We start from the raw sequence: 17,940 nt of genomic DNA, 5'->3' as shown, positions 1-17,940 counted from the left end.
TGGCCTCCCTATTTATTTTCCCTTAGCTATTCCCAATATTATCACGTTATAATCAAAATTGTTTGAACATTATGTTAAGAAAGTATGAAAAATTGGAGGGGTCTTGATGGAACAGTATATCAACCCGCATGTAAAAGACATTCAAATTTCCGGTATTCGCCGGTTCTACAATTTGGTAGCAGGTAAAAAAGATATGATCAGTCTCACAATCGGTCAGCCTGATTTCCCGACTCCGCTTCATGTAAAAGAAGCAGGTATCGAGGCAATTCGCTCTAATCAAACAACGTATACACCAAATGCGGGCTTAATGGAATTGCGACAAGCTGTTCGTTCCTTTTATACAAAGTACGCACCTGCTTATCAAGCTGAAGATGAGATTATTGTTACGACCGGAGCTTCTCAAGCAATAGATATTACGCTGCGTACAATTCTCCAGCCGGGAGATGAAGTCGTTGTACCAGGTCCTGTTTATCCGGGATATGAACCGCTTATTGCCCTTGCAGGAGCAAAAACAGTTTTAGCAGATACAACAGCAAATGGTTTTAAATTAACAAAGTCGGTGCTAGAACAATACATTACACCGCAAACGAAATGTGTTATTCTGCCTTATCCATCAAATCCGACAGGTGTCACACTTACATATGAAGAACTAGAAGAGATTGCCGCATATTTAGCTAATAAAGACATTTTCATTTTATCTGATGAGATTTATAGTGAACTTACGTATGACCAGCCACATGTTTCGATTGCTAGTTTCCCGCAAGTTCGACAAAAGACAATCATTATTAATGGTTTAAGTAAATCTCATTCCATGACAGGCTGGCGAATCGGATTCACATTAGCACCTGCCTGGTTAAGCACCCATATGCTTAAGGTTCATCAATACAATGCAACATGCGCTTCTTCTGTCAGTCAACACGCTGCCACAGAAGCATTAACAAACGGTTTAGAAGATCCTGCTGATATGCGTCTGGCTTATCGAGAACGTCGTGATTATTGCTTGGAACGCCTAGCAAGAATGGGGTTAACAGTCGAGAAGCCGAACGGCGCTTTTTATATATTTCCGAAATTCCCAATAAAGCAAATGACTTCATTTGAGCTCGGATTAGCGCTCGTCGAGAAATCTGGATTAGCAATCGTACCAGGAGATGCATTCTCTCATCTTGGCGAGGGGTATATGCGCCTTTCCTATGCTTATAGCATGGAGCAGCTTGAGGAAGGCATGGACCGATTGGAAAGATTTCTTTCTTCCCATCTACTGACATAATAAAAAGGACAGGTTTTGGCACCTGTCCTTTTTATATTTTCCGTTTCGCTTCGTATAAGTTCAAGAGCTTGTCTAGCTCCTGGCTTTTAGCAATGGATTCGCTGCTTGTAAATCCTTTTTCAAAAGCGACTTCGGCCATTTGCTCGCGAAGCACTTCGATTTGGCGTGTTAGCCTATTTAAGTTAATTAATTTATTTGAGTGTTGCAGGCAATATCTTGCGTGCTCAGGCAATATCATATCATCACCATTATCCTTCATAAGTTTCAAATCTTTTCCATAACTTATCATGCCAAAAGATTGTCAAAAAGTAAAGTTTATCGTTTACTTTTCACACTTTTTCCATATGTGTTGAACGCTTCCGTTACACCCATCCTAAACTTCAGCAAAAAATGACAATTAACCGTTTCCTTTGTCATACAAGCATGTAGTCCTTCCTTCATAATTCTCTTCCATCGCCAGCAAAGAAAAACACCCGTAAATCTGGGCGGATGACCATACACCTTCTAGCTGTTTGCCATATAGTAAGGTGTAAGCATTAGGAGGTGAAACAATATGGGTTACGGATACGGTGGCTTCGGCGGTTTCGGCGGCGGTGGCTATGGCGGCGGTTGTGAAAACGTCGGCGGCTACGGCGGTGGCAACGGTTTTGCGTTGATCGTTGTACTTTTCATCTTGTTGATTATTGTAGGTGCAGCATTCTACTGCTAATATCTTTAAAAAGGCGGCTTCCCGTTAGGGGTGCCGCCTTTTTCTTAACCTATGATAATACGTTCTTTCGGATAGTGATAATTAGCTCCAGAAGACTTGCGATGTAGAGAGTAAAGGAATGTCAAGATACCGACCCTCCCAAGGAACATTAAGATCATCAGTATGACTTTACTTACATCGCTCAACTCAGCGGTAATTCCTAGGCTCAGGCCGACGGTTCCGAATGCACTGCATACTTCAAACAGTACTTCCGTAAGAGTAAATGGTTCAATGGATGCCAGAATAACGGCTGAGGTAAAGACGATTAGAATACCGAAAATCGTCACATTTACTGCCTTGAATAAATCTTCTGCGTGAATTTCTCTGCGGAAGATATTAATCTGCTTATTTCCTCTGGCAAAGTGATACAGAGCAATAACAACTAAAGCAAACGTCGTCGTCCGGATACCTCCGCCCGCACTGCTTGGTGAGGCCCCGATAAACATAAGTGCAGACATAAATAATTCATTTTGTTCGGTAAGCTGCCCAACATCCATCGTGGACAATCCTCCGCTGCGGGTCGTAACAGATTGGAAGAGCGAATAAAAAAGAATTTCATGCCATGATTTATTTGCGAAGAAGTGACCGGAATCCAATAAAGCGATGACAATAGCACCCATTACAATCAGCACTAAAAACGTCACTGTCGTTAACTTTGTAAACAAAGTAAATCGGATAAAATTCCGTTCTTCATTCGAAGCGAAAATAAAATGCTTCACCTCAATTAGTACAGGAAAGCCAATTGCACCAAGAACAATGAGAAGCATATGTACAAACTGCACAAAGTAATCATCTTGAAAGGGAATTAGCGATTGCCCTGTAATGTCAAACCCACCATTAGTCGTAGCACTTATTGATGCAAATAACCCTTGGAAATACGCCTCTTTAGCAGTAGGAAAGTATTGCAGATAATAAGTTCCCAATACTAAGAATCCAATAAGTTCTATTGTCAGGACAACTATGAGAATTTGACGCATTAATGACACGGCACCTTTAAAAGAACCTTGATTTTGGTCAGCCATGATTAATCTGCGCTCTTTGAAACCGATTTTCTTACCGAACAATAACCAGACGAAGGTACCAAGCGTCATTACACCGATACCACCGAGCTGCATTGTAAAAGCGATTAGAATAATACCTGTTGTATTAAAATATTCATGAATTGGTACGGAAGAAAGTCCGGTCACACTAATAGCGCTTACCGCTGTAAACAGTACATCTATAAAAGAAAGATCTGTGTCTTTCTGATGTGCGATTGGCAATGCCAATAGACAAGTAGAGATTAATACCGCTGCTAAATAAAATAGAATGATCAATCGAGTTGGCGATATATTATTAGCCCAGCGCCAACGCGGGTCGTAGGTACGCATAGTAGAACTCCTTTATTGCACGTTTCAAACGTATATTATAGCAGGGATATAAAAGAATAGCTTGGTTTTTTAATGCCTTATTCTGTTAAATCTGTTCCGCTCAAGAGAATCTCACCTTCTTCTTTGCCTTCCTTGCGCAGGCGTTGAATTGTCATGAGCAAATCAGACCGGTCCTCTCTTCTTAAATTGCCCCTCATAATGACATTCCCTTCTTCCTCTAAGTCATTGACTTCCTGCACTTGAACAAGGAATAAAGCCGGGCGATTTTCTGGTTTCGTAATCCGCACTTGCGCAAGCACTACATTGCCATCTTGTGATAAGTTACTTACGATTGCCAAATCTTTTTTGTCTAGTACCGCTTCTAATACCCATTCGTTATCTTCTTCTTTATTAATAATTAACCCCTCTGTTAACTGCATTTCTTTACCTTCTAGGCTATCTTCGTTAGTCGGGTACAAGATAAGTTCTGCTAATTTGAACGTTTTCATAAGTGCCACTCCTATCATTTGTCTCATAAAGCTGTTTTCTCTATCTTATCAGAACTTATCCTTCTCGTAAGTACTGTGTTTTTGCAAGAAGTCTTACGGGTAAATGTAACAGGATATATGGAGGAAGGATGATACGATGCAAAAATTAGATTTGATTGTGATTGGTTCAGGCGTGAGTGGTCACAGCACTGCTTCAGCCGCGAGAGAAAAAGGCTGGTCTGTGGCTGTAATTGATGATAAGCCATTCGGAGGCACATGCCCGCAATGGGGTTGTGATCCAAAGAAAGTATTAGTTGAAACTGTAAAAATTCAAGATGCGTTCAACCGGATGGATGGTTTCGGAATCACCGGAAATTCTCAGTTGAATTGGAAACAGCTGCGCGATTATAAAGATACGTTTACACAGTCAATCCCAAAAGCAACTATAGAAGAGTTCGAGCAAGCTGGTATCCATGTGTATCATGGACATGCGAAGTTCACTGACGATCACACGTTAGAAATTAACGGTAAAAAACTGCAAGCCGCTTATATCTTAATTGCTGCTGGTGCCTCTCCATCAAAACTCCCAGTGGATGGCTTTGAACATTTGACAGCAAGTGATGCCTTTTTTGAATTAGATGAACTGCCGAAAGAGATTATTTTGGTCGGCGGCGGATACATCAGTTTTGAATTCGCCCATATCGCTGCAAGGTTTGGCAGCAATGTTACCATTGTTCACCGCGGGAAAAGACCTCTGGAAGGCTTTGATGCTGATGTAGTCAGTCATTTAGTTGATTACAGCCAAAAGTTGGGCATTGATATCCGCACAAATACGGAACTGGAGTCTGTTGAAAAGCAAGGAAACATGTATCATGTACGTGTAAATAACGATGGTAGCTCTGAACAATTGACAGCGGATATTGTAATTCATGGTGCCGGCAGAACACCAAATGTCCAAAACTTGAGTCTAGATCAAACATCTATTGCTTACAGCAAAAATGGTATAAAAGTAAATAAAAATCAACAAAGTATCTCAGCGCCCCACATTTACGCTGCAGGTGATTGCGCTGACGACGGGAAACTGCCGCTCACCCCGCTTGCAGGCGATGCAGGCAGCCGTGTAATCCAACATATGCTGGAAGAGAAACAGCAGGACGACTTCAAGCATGTCCAGCCTTCTGTCTGTTATACACTTCCAAGCATTGCTTCTGTTGGTATCGGTGCAGAGGAGGCTGCAAAAAACGCAGAAGCCTATACAATCCTAGAACAGGATCTTAGTTCGTTCTTTACAAATAAAACAACAAGACTGGAAGAAGGATACAGCAAAATTGTCCTCGATAAGCACAAACAAACAATTGTTGGCGCTCATCTATATTCCCCATACGCTGAGCATCTCATCAATTTATTTACGTTAGCTATCGAGTTAAACGCAGATATTCAAGTACTCAAGTCACTTCTTTGGGCCTATCCAACAGCTGAAAGTGATATTCCAAGTATGCTGTAAGATAGTTAACACAGATAAACGTTAAAAAACCGCCAAATGGCGGTTTTTATGCTTTATATGCTTTTACGTAATACACTTCCTCATGCAGCTGTCCGTTGGTAACTTCAAAGCCTGCTCCTTGCAATTTATCGGCTACCAAGTCAGCACTTTGATCTTTGCTGTAGCCTAACGCCAGAAAAATACCTTTCTCAATCGTCACCCGATAAATTTCTTTAGCTGCTAATTCCAGATTGTCTGTATTATCTAAGACAAATGCTGCTAAACCGCGCTGAAAGGAAGCATCAGGAAAATTGAGTCTTCCTAATCCGCTTGGCATTCTGTCAATGTTTGAAAGTGTTTCTTCTTCAGCTCGAAGTGCCAGCTTTTCTAATAAGCTCTCGTCTTCCTCAAGTGCTGTCACACGGTCCTTCGTTTTGTGTGCAATAGGAATAACCAAGTCACCGTTTCCAGCACCAAAGATGATTACTTTCTCGCCGCCCTCTATTTCGAGTAGCTCTACTACTTCAGCCGCCGAAACATCCGTTGTTTTATTTGCCATATGACTCTCTCCTTTTAACAATCAATTAGTTCTGTATTGCCTTTCCTATACGAAATGAAACGTCACGCCAATAGGATTTGCAGTTACACACTTTCTATCCTTGCATAAAAAAACAGCAGCTGGCGGCTGCTGATGACTTTAACTCGTATATTTATCTTGCTGTACTTTACGATCAATAAAGCTGCACAAGTCTCCTAGTTTGGGGAACTGCTCAAATTCTTCATCAATAGGAAATTCCTCATCAAGCAAGGTGATTTTCCAATAGCGCAGCAATTCATGATAGCTTGCCTTAAACTGCTTACGATCTCCATTGTATACCTTAGCTAAATCGGATGATGTCGTCATTAGATTTTCATTGGCCGAAACTGGCTGGGCATGTTTGTCTACGTACTTTACCACTGTTAAATAAATTTCGTATTCAATTCCTTTTGGCCTGGCAACCTGAAGCATTCGTTTCTTTGTCCGCACCTGATCCATATCAATGACATTCACCATAATGCTTCCTCCTTCCGATTACATAACCGAAGACATGCAAAGCGCTTTCTTTTAGTTTAACATACATGCGAACAGATGTATGCCTTGCTTCAGGGATTTCTATGATAGTTTAACTTTATTACACGCAGGGTACATAATTACCAGCACAATATTTACTTAAAGGAGAGATACACATGAAACCATATTTAAGAGAATACGCAAACGATGAAAAACTGCAAGAAGACATTCAGCTGCTTAGCACAAAAGGCGTTAGTAAAGATAATATCTACGTTCTGTCACATGATGATGATCGCACAAAACGCGTATCAAGCAAAGTAGATGCGAATACAATCGGTCTTTCCGAGATGGATGCAAAAAGTGCAGTAGGCAGCTTGTTCAGTAAACAAGGTGATGAACTTCGCGCAAAACTAAAAGATATCGGCTTCTCCCAAGAAGAAGCGGAAGATTTTGAAGAAGACTTGGATGAAGGAAAGATTTTCCTTATCGTCACAGAAACTGAAAACGTGGAAGGCTTGCTTATCTAAAGCAAAAGGCACTGTCCAAATGGACAGTGCCTTTAATTTTCACTTTGGAAGAATAAGTTTGGGCTGAGCGAACACTAAAATAATAATAACTGCCATACTAGCGATAAAACTAGGTAATAAATAAGAGCCATTGTAGATTAATGAATAAACCCATACTGACTGCCCAGGTGCTGCTGCACTGCCAAAGAAAACCATGCCTCCCACAAAATGAGCAGCAAAGCGTCCAACGCTACCAATTAATGTTCCGGCGATAAGAAGCAAAGCGAGCTTAAATCGATTGTTCTGCCTTGCTGCTTTTTGTGCCAATCCAGATGTTACCGCAGCGAACCCCACTAAAGTAAAGGCGGCCGGATAATCTAGAAATCCTTGGACAACATGTATGATATAAGGTCCTGTAACAAGTTGGAGCAATCCTACAACTAATCCAGTTACAAGACCGCCTTTCCAGCCCCAGCGGAAAGCCATGAGAAATATTGGCACCATCTGTAAGGAAATACTTCCTCCCTGGGCCCATGCTTTAAATGAAAATAAGTCCAAAACAACAGCTAGCGCAGCAAAAATCGCCACTTCAACTAAAAATAAAACCTTGCTTCTTGATTGCATATTACTTCTCCCCTATAAAAAAGAATGCAACAAAAAAACAATGCTGCAGCGGGATCTTCCGATGGCCCAAATGTGCATTGTTTTCCCATCAAAGAAGCTACATCCCTACGCGAGTGCTAACTCACAGGTTCAAAGGGTCTGGACATATGTCCATCTCAGCCATAATGGCTCCCCCTGCAGGCTTTTTGTACCGATTGTCTTCTGTTGTTCTTCCATTATAAAGAAAAATGACAACGCTAGCAACCAATATTATTTTTTCCTATTGCGGAATTAATCCCCAAGTGCTAATTTTAGCAATTGTTTTACTTTTACTTCATATAACAAAATTGTTTGAATTCGAGAAAAACTATAACGTATAATGGACAATGTTCGACAAAAAGGGAGGATTTTTTATTATGGATACACCAGCTACAATCCCACAAGGGAAGAAGCATCCAAAGGGATTGTATCTTCTCTTCTTCACTGAGATGTGGGAAAGATATAGCTATTATGGTATGCGTGCTGTACTAATGCTGTATCTGACTGCCACAGTAATAAGTGGCGGATTAGGAATGGATACTCAAACCGCAGCGCTTATATATGGTTTTTATACTGGTATTGTATACTTCACCCCTATTATTGGCGGTTGGCTTACAGACAGGTTTATTGGACTGCGAACTGCAATTACAATTGGCGGTATTCTAATGGCTATTGGTGATTTCAGTTTATTCCTTTTCAATACACAAGCAGGGCTTTATGTCGGAATGCTGTTCTTGATTATCGGTAACGGATTTTTCAAACCGAACATTTCGACACATGTCGGTGAATTATATGAGCCGCTTGATAAACGAAAAGATGCTGCCTTCACAATTTTTTATATGGGAATTAATATTGGAGCATTCTTCTCTCCACTTGTAGCAGGTTTCTTAGCAGAAGATCTTTTCCACACCGTAGATGCATCAGGAATTGAACATTTCGGTTTTAAATGGGCATTCCTAGCATCATCAATCGGAATGATTATCGGACAGGTTATTTTTAACTCTTTAAGCAAACGATATCTAGGCGATATTGGGACAAAACCTGCAAGAAAAGTTGCAAGTGTGAATGGCGGGACTCCTGCTAAACTAACAAAAGCGGATAAGAAACGAACAGTAGCTGTATTAATTCTTGCTTGTTTCGTTATCTTTTTCTGGGCTGGTTTTGAACAAGCTGGGACATCCCTAACGCTTTATACACGAGACTTTATCGATCGAACGATTGGAAGCTATGAAGTGCCTGTATCTTGGTTCCAATCACTGAACCCTGTATTCATTGTAATTCTGGCGCCAATTCTTTCAGGTATATGGTTAAAACTAAGTCGAACAAAACGCGGAGACATCAATACTACTACTAAAATGTCTATGGGAATGGTACTACTAGGAATTGGTTTTATAATCTTAGTACCAGCAGTATTATTTACTGGCAGCAATGAAGCTGACATTACCCAAAAAGCGAACATCTTGTTCATTGTATTTACTTATCTCTTCCATACGCTCGGCGAATTATGTCTATCACCAGTCGGGTTGTCAATGATAAGTAAAGTTGCGCCTATTAAAATAGCTTCCCTATTAATGGGTATCTGGATGGCTGCAACAGGAATCTCAAATATCATTGCTGGTCAACTAGCAGCTTTAACAGAATCACTCGGCTATCTTGAAATTTTTAGTGCGATTGGTATTGTGACTATTATAGTAGGTATCATTCTGCTAACAGTATCCAAGAAACTGCAAACTATGCTAGATGCCCGAGACTAACAAAAAACACAGTTCCGCACAGGAGCTGTGTTTTTTTATATGTATGCTTTCTCTTTTGCCAGGTAGACCGCCTGTGAACGGTTTTGTGCTCCGATGTTTCCTCTCCTTCCAGTTCTTCAACATATGTTTCTAACGAATTACTTGTCACTTCAAGCTGTTTTAATGGAACAGCAGCATTTAGCAGTACTTTTATCTCCTCTTCTGCTTTTTTCGTTAATTTCCGATAGATTCCATCTTGGTAGTGATATCCTAAGGAGGACAGCAGAAGGTTATATTCTCTGCCAGCAGAAAAAGATATCGTTTGTTGGTCTTGTTTAATCTCATAAATTGGACGATCCTTCTTAATCATGCCTCCATCCAGATACAACAGTCGATCTGCAAGCTGCTCGGCCTCTGAAAGAATATGCGTTGTTACAATAAAGCTCATCCCTGTTTGACGCATAGCAGCCAATTGGCGGTAAAACTGCCGCTTTGCTTCTAAATCCATTCCAGCTGTAGGTTCATCCATAATCAATAATTCTGGTTTCGCTAAAACAGCAAGCTGGAACAATAACCGCTTCATCTGTCCAGTACTCAAGTTTTCTGCAATTTCTTTTTTCTGCGCTTCCAGCCCCGCTTTCCCCAGCGCTTCAAGGGTTTTTTCCTTTCTCCCATGCAGCGCTAGTAGATAAGAAGCAAACTGCCAGACAGTTAGATTGCCAATCATGGAAGGCGACTGAGGTACATAACTGATTCGCGGCTTCTTCAGCGACCATTCTATTTTTCCGCCATCCTCCCTTAACATCTTCATAATAATCTTCAATAAAGTAGATTTGCCTGCTCCATTTGCTCCCAGCATGACGATGCTTTCCCCCTGCGCCATTCGGAATGTAATATCTTTCAGTACTAATTTTCCTTGAAAGGATTTCTTAATGTGAGTCAGCTTCAGCATCTATACCCACCTCCTGTTTTCAGAATAGCAAGATACCTTCGGAAGAGTAAGGATGTTTTGTCACAATTAGAAGTGACAAATGTCATACACATACACCAGAGTTACACTTTATGGAACAAAAAAATAGCCTGCATCCTATCAACATAGAACCAGACTATTACATTTTATTTATTTTTTACTCTTACTTCTTCTTTCCTTCTTCAAGTCTTCATTCATAGCCTTTACAAGTGCCACAATCATAATTAGTAATATGAAAGCGAATGGAAAGGCCGACACGATGGACGCTGTCTGTAATGCATTTAGCCCACCTGTTGCAAGCAGTACGGAAGCTGTTGCTGCTTGGATAATTCCCCAAATCATTTTAATTTTATTAGAAGGGTTCAAGCTTCCTTGTGTCGTTTGCATTCCTAGAACGAACGTTGCAGAGTCAGCCGATGTAATAAAGAAGGTGCTAATCAAGAACAATGCAATAATTGTTAGTACGGACGACATCGGCATTCCTTCAAACAAACCAAACAACGTTTCTTCTTGCGCCAAATCAGTAAGACCCGTATTGATACCATTTATCTCTTGGAACAAGCTGGATCCGCCAAATACGATAAACCAAAAAGCACAAAAGATAGTTGGAATGAATAACACGCCTATCACAAATTCACGAACTGTTCTCCCTTTTGATACACGTGCAATAAAGGTACCAACGAAAGGTGACCAAGCAATGAACCAAGCCCAATAGAATATTGTCCAGCTTTGAATCCATCCGTTGAAATCATCATTAAATGAACCTGTTTGGAAGCTAAGGGAAGGCAAGGACTCCACGTAAGAACCCATAGTAGCAATAAATGTATTAAGAATAAACTGCGTTGGTCCCAAGAATAACGTTAGTAAAAGAAGCAAGACAGCTAATACAATATTCGCGTTACTTAGCCACTTAATTCCTTTGCCAATACCTGACCAAGCAGATGCCATAAACAATATTGTTACGATAATAATAATGATGAATTGTGTTGTAAAGTTATTCTTAATATCCGAGATAAATGACAAACCGCCAGCAATTTGAGAAGCTCCCAAACCTAGAGAAGTTGCAACACCAAATATAGTTGCAAATACCGCAATAATATCAATAACATTACCCATCCAGCCTTTTGTTCTTTCTCCAATTAAAGGTTCGAAAGTTGAACTGATAAGACCTGGTGCACCTCTTTTGAATTTGAAGTATGCAATTGCTAAAGCAATTACTGTGTATACAGCCCACGTCTGTAATCCCCAGTGGAATACCGAGTAACGCAGTGCATTTTTAGCAGCTTCAATGCTTTCCGCTTCTGCTTCAGGCGGTGCAGCGTAGTGAGCTAACGGCTCTGCCGCTCCCCAGAAAATAAGCCCAATACCCATTCCTGCGCTGAATAGCATGGCAAACCAAGTAATTCTATTGTACTCTGGTTTTTCTCCTTCTCTTCCTAAACGCATATGACCAAAACGGCTAAAAATAAGGTATATGGAAAAGACTAAGAAAATAGCAACTGAAACGATATAAAACCACCCGAATTGCGAGGTTAAGAAAGATTGCACCTCGTTAGAGATATATTCTAATTTTTTTGGTGCTGCTACACCCCAAACAACAAAAATAGCTGAGATGGCCAAAGATATCCAAAAAACTTTGCCCACTTTACTCATAAAATATTCCCCTTTCATGTACAACTAAGTTCTAAAGCTACTGCTATACAAATTTTATCCTCGCATTACGAGCAGCAGCAAAAAACTATAGTATTTTAGATAGAACGACCTTTCTAGTTTTAACATATAGCTGTCTTAGAATCAACTGATTAACGCTAATTGATTAGATTCACAATCACTATTAAATTATTCGGATAAGTAATCAAGACCGGAATTCTCTGTAAACTATAGGCCGGACAAACGAACTATTGCTTGACTCTAGTTACTGGAAATTGTAACTTGTAGATTGGTTCTAATTAATTTAAGGAGCAGTTAATCATATGAGTCGACCAACTAAAAAGGATATGCTACTACAAGTAGCGGAACGGTTGTTTTACGAACATGGGTTTCGCGGTGTGGGTTTAAAGCAAATTATTAAAGAAGCAGATGTAGCTACAATGACACTATATAATCATTTTCCTTCCAAGGATAAGCTAGTAGAAGAAGTATTAAAGCGACGTGAGGAGCGTTATTGGTCCTACCTTGATTCCTCTATTGCATCAGACTCAGATTCTCCTTTTATTCGAGCTGTAGAAGGTCACTGTCGCTGGTTAAAGGAACACTCCTATAATGGGGATATGTTCTTAAGAGCGATAGAGGATTATACCGGAACAGATAATGAGATTGAAACAATTGCAAGAGAACATAAATCAAAATTGCTTCATTATTTTCAGCAATTAACGGAAGAAAAGCAGGATAAGAATCAGCTGCATTTAGCCAATCAGCTCACATTACTGCTCGAAGGAACTACTTCTATGACAACCTTAATAGGTGCTGACAAAGCAACTGAATATTCAATTTCCATGGCGAAAGTTCTTTTCCAACAAACTTCGTAATGTGGCGCGATATGCAGTATTTTTTATTGCTTTAAAAAAATGGACCAAACAATTAGATACCTCTAAATGTTCGGTCCATTTTTCATATATTATTTTGCAGTCAAGCGCAAGAATTCTTCCACGTCTTGCTTACACACTTCAATTGCTTTCAGCCAGAAGTCTTTTTCCGTTAAATCTTCTTGTAAATGTTTCATCGCCAGATCCTCAACCGTCATACGTCCTGTATCTTCAAGCAATGCATTATAAGAGCTTTCAAATGTCTCCGGGTTTTCTGCTGCTTTCGCATAAATACCCGTACTGAATAAGAAACCGAATGTATAAGGGAAATTGTAAAACGGTACATCTGTTGCATAGAAATGGAGTTTGGAAGCCCAGAACGTCGGATCATATTCTCCAAGCTGATCACTGTACGCCTCTTTTTGAGCCTCAACCATTAATTCGCGCAAGCGCGCTGCTGACACAAGACCATTTTTGCGTTCTTCATAAAATCTAGTTTCAAATAAGAAGCGAGCATGGATATTCATGAAGAAAGCGATACTGCGCTGGATTTTCTCCTCAATTAACGCAATCTTTTCTTCCTTTGTTGCTGCTTCTTTTACAGCAGCGTCTGAGACAATCAATTCAGCTAAAGTGGACGCTGTCTCCGCTACGTTCATTGCATATTCCTGATTCAGCTGCTCCACATCATTCATCGCATAACTATGGTAAGCATGTCCTAATTCATGCGCAAGTGTCGATACGTTATTCGCTGTTCCGCTAAACGTCATGAAAATCCGGCTTTCCTTTTTGTCTGGGAAGCTTGTACAGAATCCGCCGGGACGTTTACTATTACGATCTTCCGCTTCAATCCAGCGTTTTTCAAATGCTTGCTGCGAGAAATCAGCCATTTGTGTACTATATGCTCGGAAATGCTTTACAATAAAGTCTGCTGCTTCATCGTATGTTACATGCTTCGTAGTCGAAGATAATGGCGCATCAATATCGTACCAGCTCAATTTCTCCAAACCGAGTAAATCAGCTTTTCGCTGAAGATAGTTGACAAAGGTATCTTTCTCATCTGCAATTGCGCCCCACATTGCATCCAATGTTTGCTGAGACATACGGTTATACGCTAACGGCTCTTTTAAAACGTTATCCCATTCACGATGCTTGTATGTTTGCAAACGAAAACCAGCCAGATGATTGAGCGTTTCGGCAAAGAAGTCCTCTTTTTCTGTCCAAGCTTCCTGCATTCTTCCAAATACATGCTGTCTCACTTTACGATCTGCCGCATCCAGTTTATTTGCTGCCTGGCCAACAGAATATGTTTTCTCTTCTCCATCTATTTCTAATGGCACTTGAATGCTGCTGACAATTGTGTCATACATGCTTCCCCAGCCATGATAACCATCGATAGCCAAATCATTCAACAGTACCTCCTGTTCTGGAGATAACTTCTCAGCTGCTTCTTTTCTGCGTTCCTCAAGTACAAATGCATAATTAATCAATTCATCTTTCTCAAGCATCTGTTCCCATGTCTGCTGCGGCACTTGCGTAATGACTTTATCTACACCCGTTAGTGTTCCACTGTAGGCAGCCATAAGCTCATCCTTTTTACCTGACCACTGCTTCGCTTTCTTATCTGTTACATCTTGTGCCACGAGACATTCCACGAACGCAACAATCTCAAATACACGTTTCGCCGATTCTTCCCATTTTTCTACTATACTTAATAAACCAGCAGGATTTGCGGACTCATCCGGAACTTGGAAATCCTCCAGCGCTTGTTTCCATTGATGCAGTGCTTGCTCTGCTTGCTGAGCGTATTCAGTAAGTTCACCAGAGTCACTGCCACCCGGGAAAATCACATCCAAATCCCATGTTTGTCCATATTTATTTGTCATTATGTACGCCTCCTTCAATTACCATTCTATTATACGCTTCGAACTATTGACTGAAAAGTTTTAGTGTTCGATATTTTTCATCAAAGGAGGCTATAGCATTATTCGTTACTATAGACCCATGCATTTATATAAAACGGATACCATTCAAGTTACGCGTCTCAGCAGTTGCTGAGGTTACATTTGAGACGGGAACAACCGTCACACTAACTGTATAGGAAGCACTCCCAGTTGCAGGAGCGACATCTACAAATGTATTTGGGATGAGTATTCTTTGGGTACCGGCAGGCTGACCTGTCCTTGTAATAGTAACTGAATTTATAAGAGTACCTCCCCTGCGAAGATTGAGCACAATTGAAACATTCCAGTTTGCAGTAACTACTTTTGCCACTTGGGCATTTAAATCCAGCTTTATATTATTTCCTGTAGTTACAGCAGGAGCTATTGTGTTTATTGTTGTCTCTGTATTTAGAGGGATTGGAAGAGAAGCAGTTGCCTGACTTGCTGTAATTGCAGCAATAGAAGGCAGCGTACCGCCGGTTGGTCCAGTTGGTCCAGTGATTCCGGTTGCCCCGGTGATTCCTGTTACTCCCGTTGTTCCCGAGATTCCGGTTGCCCCGGTGGTTCCTGTCGCTCCGGTGATTCCGGTTGATCCAGTGATCCCTGTTACTCCAGTTGTCCCCGGGATTCCGGTTGCTCCAGTGATCCCTGTTACTCCTGTAAGCCCGGTTGCCCCGGCGGTTCCTGTCGCTCCGGTTATTCCGGTTGCTCCTGTGATCCGGTTGCTCCGGTAACTCCCGTTGTTCCTGGGATTCCGGTTGCTCCGGTAACTCCTGTTACTCCAGTTGTTCCTGTTGCTCCGGCGGTTCCTGTCGCTCCGGTGATTCCCGTTGTTCCCGTGATCCCTGTGGCTCCTGTGATTCCCGTTGTTCCTGGGATTCCGGTTGCCCCGGTGGCTCCTGTTGCTCCTGTAAGCCCGGTTGCCCCGGTGACTCCTGTTGCTCCTGGAATTCCGGTTGCCCCGGTGGTTCCTGTCACTCCGGTGATTCCGGTTACTCCCGTTGTTCCTGGGATTCCGGTTGCTCCTGTCACTCCAGTGATTCCTGTCACTCCAGTGATTCCGGTTGCTCCGGTGGTTCCTGTCACTCCAGTGATTCCGGTTGCTCCGGCGGTTCCTGTCGCTCCGGTGATTCCCGTTGTTCCCGTGATCCCTGTGGCTCCTGTGATTCCCGTTGTTCCTGGGATTCCGGTTGCCCCGGTGGCTCCTGTTACTCCCGTTGTTCCTGGGATTCCGGTTGCTCCTGTTACTCCTGTTACTCCTGTTACTCCTGTAAGCCCGGTTGCCCCGGTGACTCCTGTTGCTCCTGGGATTCCGGTTGCCCCGGTGGTTTCTGTCACTCCGGTGATTCCGGTTACTCCCGTTGTTCCTGGGATTCCGGTTGCTCCTGTCACTCCAGTTGTTCCTGGAATTCCGGTTGCTCCGGTGGTTCCTGTCGCTCCGGTTACTCCTGTTGCTCCGATGATCCCGGTTGATCCTGTTGCTCCGGTGATTCCGGTTGCTCCTGTGATCCCTGTTACTCCTGGAAGCCCGGTTGCCCCGGTGGTTCCTGTTGCTCCAGTGATTCCGGTTGATCCTGTTACTCCAGTGGTTCCTGTCGCTCCGGTGATTCCGGTTGCTCCGGTAACTCCCGTTGTTCCTGGGATCCCGGTTGCTCCGGTGGTTCCTGTTGCCCCGGTGGTTCCTGTCGCTCCGGTTACTCCCGTTGTTCCTGGGATTCCCGTTGCTCCGGTTACTCCAGTTGTTCCTGGGATTCCGGTTGCTCCGGTTGATCCTGTCACTCCAGTTATTCCAGTTGCCCCGGTGGTTCCTGTCGTTCCGGTAACTCCCGTTGTTCCCGGAATTCCGGTTGATCCGGTGATTCCTGTTGCCCCGGCGGTTCCTGTCCCTCCGGTGATTCCCGTTGTTCCCGTGATCCCTGTCGCTCCGGTAACTCCAGTTGTTCCTGGGATCCCTGTCGCTCCGGTGATCCCTGTCGCTCCGGTGATTCCGGTTGTTCCCGTGATCCCTGTGGCTCCTGTGATTCCCGTTGTTCCTGGGATTCCGGTTGATCCTGTTACTCCTGTTACTCCTGTAAGCCCGGTTGCCCCGGTGGTTCCTGTCGCCCCGGTGATTCCGGTTGTCCCGGTGGTTCCTGTCGCTCCGATGATTCCTGTCGCTCCGGTGATTCCTGTCGCTCCGGTAACTCCGGTTGCTCCAGTAACTCCTGTTGCTCCAGTTACTCCTGTTGCTCCGGTGATTCCCGTTGCCCCGGTGGTCCCTGTCGCTCCGGTAACTCCGGTTGCTCCAGTAACTCCTGTCACTCCAGTTATCCCAGTTGCCCCGGCAGTTCCTGTCGCTCCGGTAACTCCGGTTGCTCCAGTAACTCCTGTTGCTCCGGTGATTCCCGTTGCTCCGGCGGTTCCTGTCGCTCCGGTGATTCCTGTTGCCCCGGTGGTTCCTGTCGCCCCGGTGACTCCTGTTTCTCCTGTGGATCCTGTGACTCCCGTTACTCCAGTTACTCCAGTTACTCCAGTTACTCCAGTTACTCCAGTTACTCCTGTTGCTCCAGTTAGTCCTGTTGCCCCAGTAACTCCTGTTTCTCCTGTCGCTCCTGTTTCTCCTGTTGCTCCCGCGACTCCGGTTGTTCCAGTAATCCCTGTTGCTCCGGTTACTCCTGTTGCCCCCGTTATTCCCGTTGCTCCTGTAATCCCTGTCGATCCTGTGACTCCAGTTGCTCCAGTTGCTCCAGTCGGTCCCGTTAATCCAGTCGAACCTCCGCCGACTGTTGTCACACTAACATCATCCACTAAAATATCAGCCGATCCCGGATCAGACAGCGTGTTTATTAACAAAAAGACTTGAGCTGCTCCTGCTGGTGCAACATCGGTAGTAACCGTAGTTTCTCTCCAACCATCTAACCCGGCAAACGGTATGTTTTCTGCCGGTACGGTTATAAACACGCTTCTTCCAACAGATTGAAAGTCTTCTGTTAAGAAGAGCAATTGTATCTGCACTGGCGGCGCAGGGAGTGTGCTTGCCTTTACCAAGTACAAAGTCAACGTATAGTTGTTTCCTGGAATGATTGGAGACGCGTACTGTGCAAGATAAGCGACGTTTTGTCCTCCGTCTAGTAACGCTGCAAAGTTTCCGCTATTCGTATATTGCTGTGTAATAGATGCAAAAGATGAGATCCAAGGTTCTAAACTTCCAGACTCGAACCCGCCATTAACAATAATATTCTGGGGGGACATTGAA

14 protein-coding genes, 2 pseudogenes and 1 riboswitch are annotated in these 17,940 nt (G+C 42.9%); of the genes and pseudogenes, 6 read left to right on the top strand and 10 right to left on the bottom strand.

The window, feature by feature from the left end; all coding sequences use genetic code 11:
• The first annotated feature begins 106 nt into the window (after nucleotides 1–106).
• Nucleotides 107–1,267, top strand: a complete 1,161-nt coding sequence (locus tag KS242_RS07145; protein ID WP_217323691.1) for an aminotransferase A — start codon at nucleotides 107–109, stop codon at nucleotides 1,265–1,267.
• 31 nt (nucleotides 1,268–1,298) lie between these two features.
• Here KS242_RS07145 and KS242_RS07140 read toward each other — a convergent pair whose 3' ends face one another.
• Nucleotides 1,299–1,526, bottom strand: coding sequence for an aspartyl-phosphate phosphatase Spo0E family protein (locus KS242_RS07140; RefSeq protein ID WP_306278132.1), 228 nt, complete (start codon nucleotides 1,524–1,526; stop codon nucleotides 1,299–1,301).
• Between the two features lie 363 nt (nucleotides 1,527–1,889).
• On the opposite strand from KS242_RS07140, the pseudogene KS242_RS18085 reads away from it, so the two are divergent.
• A pseudogene (locus tag KS242_RS18085) lies at nucleotides 1,890–1,976 on the top strand (YjcZ family sporulation protein); the annotation flags it as partial.
• Nucleotides 1,977–2,020: 44 nt separating this feature from the next.
• On the opposite strand, the gene KS242_RS07130 reads toward KS242_RS18085, so the two are convergent.
• Nucleotides 2,021–3,385 (bottom strand): TrkH family potassium uptake protein, encoded by a 1,365-nt coding sequence (locus tag KS242_RS07130; protein ID WP_217323689.1) that lies wholly within the window; start codon nucleotides 3,383–3,385, stop codon nucleotides 2,021–2,023.
• Between the two features lie 77 nt (nucleotides 3,386–3,462).
• On the bottom strand, nucleotides 3,463–3,873 hold the full coding sequence (locus KS242_RS07125) for a YwpF-like family protein (RefSeq protein WP_217323688.1): 411 nt from the start codon (nucleotides 3,871–3,873) through the stop codon (nucleotides 3,463–3,465).
• A gap of 136 nt (nucleotides 3,874–4,009) precedes the next feature.
• On the opposite strand from KS242_RS07125, the gene KS242_RS07120 reads away from it, so the two are divergent.
• A complete protein-coding gene (locus KS242_RS07120; RefSeq protein ID WP_217323687.1) occupies nucleotides 4,010–5,356 on the top strand; it encodes a dihydrolipoyl dehydrogenase family protein in 1,347 nt (448 codons plus the stop codon).
• 46 nt (nucleotides 5,357–5,402) lie between these two features.
• On the opposite strand, the gene KS242_RS07115 is transcribed toward KS242_RS07120, so the two are convergent.
• Both KS242_RS07115 and KS242_RS07110 read right to left on the bottom strand, forming a co-directional pair.
• Nucleotides 5,403–5,894 carry a class I SAM-dependent methyltransferase gene (locus KS242_RS07115; RefSeq protein ID WP_217323686.1) on the bottom strand — a complete coding sequence of 164 codons (492 nt, stop codon included), beginning with the start codon at nucleotides 5,892–5,894 and terminating at the stop codon, nucleotides 5,403–5,405.
• A 138-nt stretch (nucleotides 5,895–6,032) separates the two neighbouring features.
• Nucleotides 6,033–6,389 (bottom strand): hypothetical protein, encoded by a 357-nt coding sequence (locus KS242_RS07110; RefSeq protein WP_217323685.1) that lies wholly within the window; start codon nucleotides 6,387–6,389, stop codon nucleotides 6,033–6,035.
• A 173-nt stretch (nucleotides 6,390–6,562) separates the two neighbouring features.
• Between KS242_RS07110 and KS242_RS07105 the strand changes: the two genes are divergently transcribed.
• Nucleotides 6,563–6,913 (top strand): YflT domain-containing protein, encoded by a 351-nt coding sequence (locus KS242_RS07105; RefSeq protein ID WP_217323684.1) that lies wholly within the window; start codon nucleotides 6,563–6,565, stop codon nucleotides 6,911–6,913.
• 39 nt (nucleotides 6,914–6,952) lie between these two features.
• Here KS242_RS07105 and thiT read toward each other — a convergent pair whose 3' ends face one another.
• Entirely contained in the window at nucleotides 6,953–7,516 is a 564-nt protein-coding gene (gene thiT, locus KS242_RS07100; RefSeq protein ID WP_217323683.1) for an energy-coupled thiamine transporter ThiT, read from the bottom strand.
• An 85-nt stretch (nucleotides 7,517–7,601) separates the two neighbouring features.
• Nucleotides 7,602–7,701: riboswitch (TPP riboswitch) on the bottom strand.
• A 210-nt stretch (nucleotides 7,702–7,911) separates the two neighbouring features.
• Between thiT and KS242_RS07095 the strand changes: the two genes are divergently transcribed.
• Nucleotides 7,912–9,288, top strand: a complete 1,377-nt coding sequence (locus tag KS242_RS07095) for a peptide MFS transporter (RefSeq protein WP_217323682.1) — start codon at nucleotides 7,912–7,914, stop codon at nucleotides 9,286–9,288.
• Here KS242_RS07095 and KS242_RS07090 read toward each other — a convergent pair.
• Nucleotides 9,266–10,219 (bottom strand): ABC transporter ATP-binding protein, encoded by a 954-nt coding sequence (locus KS242_RS07090; RefSeq protein WP_217323681.1) that lies wholly within the window; start codon nucleotides 10,217–10,219, stop codon nucleotides 9,266–9,268. The genes KS242_RS07095 and KS242_RS07090 overlap by 23 nt on opposite strands.
• 168 nt (nucleotides 10,220–10,387) lie before the next feature.
• Entirely contained in the window at nucleotides 10,388–11,890 is a 1,503-nt protein-coding gene (locus KS242_RS07085; RefSeq protein ID WP_217323680.1) for a glycine betaine uptake BCCT transporter, read from the bottom strand.
• A gap of 320 nt (nucleotides 11,891–12,210) precedes the next feature.
• Here KS242_RS07085 and KS242_RS07080 point away from each other — a divergent pair, with 320 nt between their 5' ends.
• Nucleotides 12,211–12,765, top strand: a complete 555-nt coding sequence (locus KS242_RS07080; RefSeq protein WP_217323679.1) for a TetR/AcrR family transcriptional regulator — start codon at nucleotides 12,211–12,213, stop codon at nucleotides 12,763–12,765.
• Nucleotides 12,766–12,854: 89 nt separating this feature from the next.
• Here the strand turns inward: KS242_RS07080 and KS242_RS07075 are convergent, their stop codons facing one another.
• Nucleotides 12,855–14,648, bottom strand: a complete 1,794-nt coding sequence (locus KS242_RS07075; protein WP_217323678.1) for a M3 family oligoendopeptidase — start codon at nucleotides 14,646–14,648, stop codon at nucleotides 12,855–12,857.
• 124 nt (nucleotides 14,649–14,772) lie between these two features.
• A pseudogene (locus KS242_RS07070) lies at nucleotides 14,773–17,936 on the bottom strand (NTTRR-F1 domain).
• Nucleotides 17,937–17,940: the final 4 nt, after the last annotated feature.

It is taken from the genome of Terribacillus sp. DMT04, from assembly GCF_019056395.1.
GTDB lineage: Bacteria > Bacillota > Bacilli > Bacillales > Amphibacillaceae > Terribacillus > Terribacillus aidingensis_A.
This window is presented reverse-complemented; position numbering and strand designations above follow the sequence as displayed.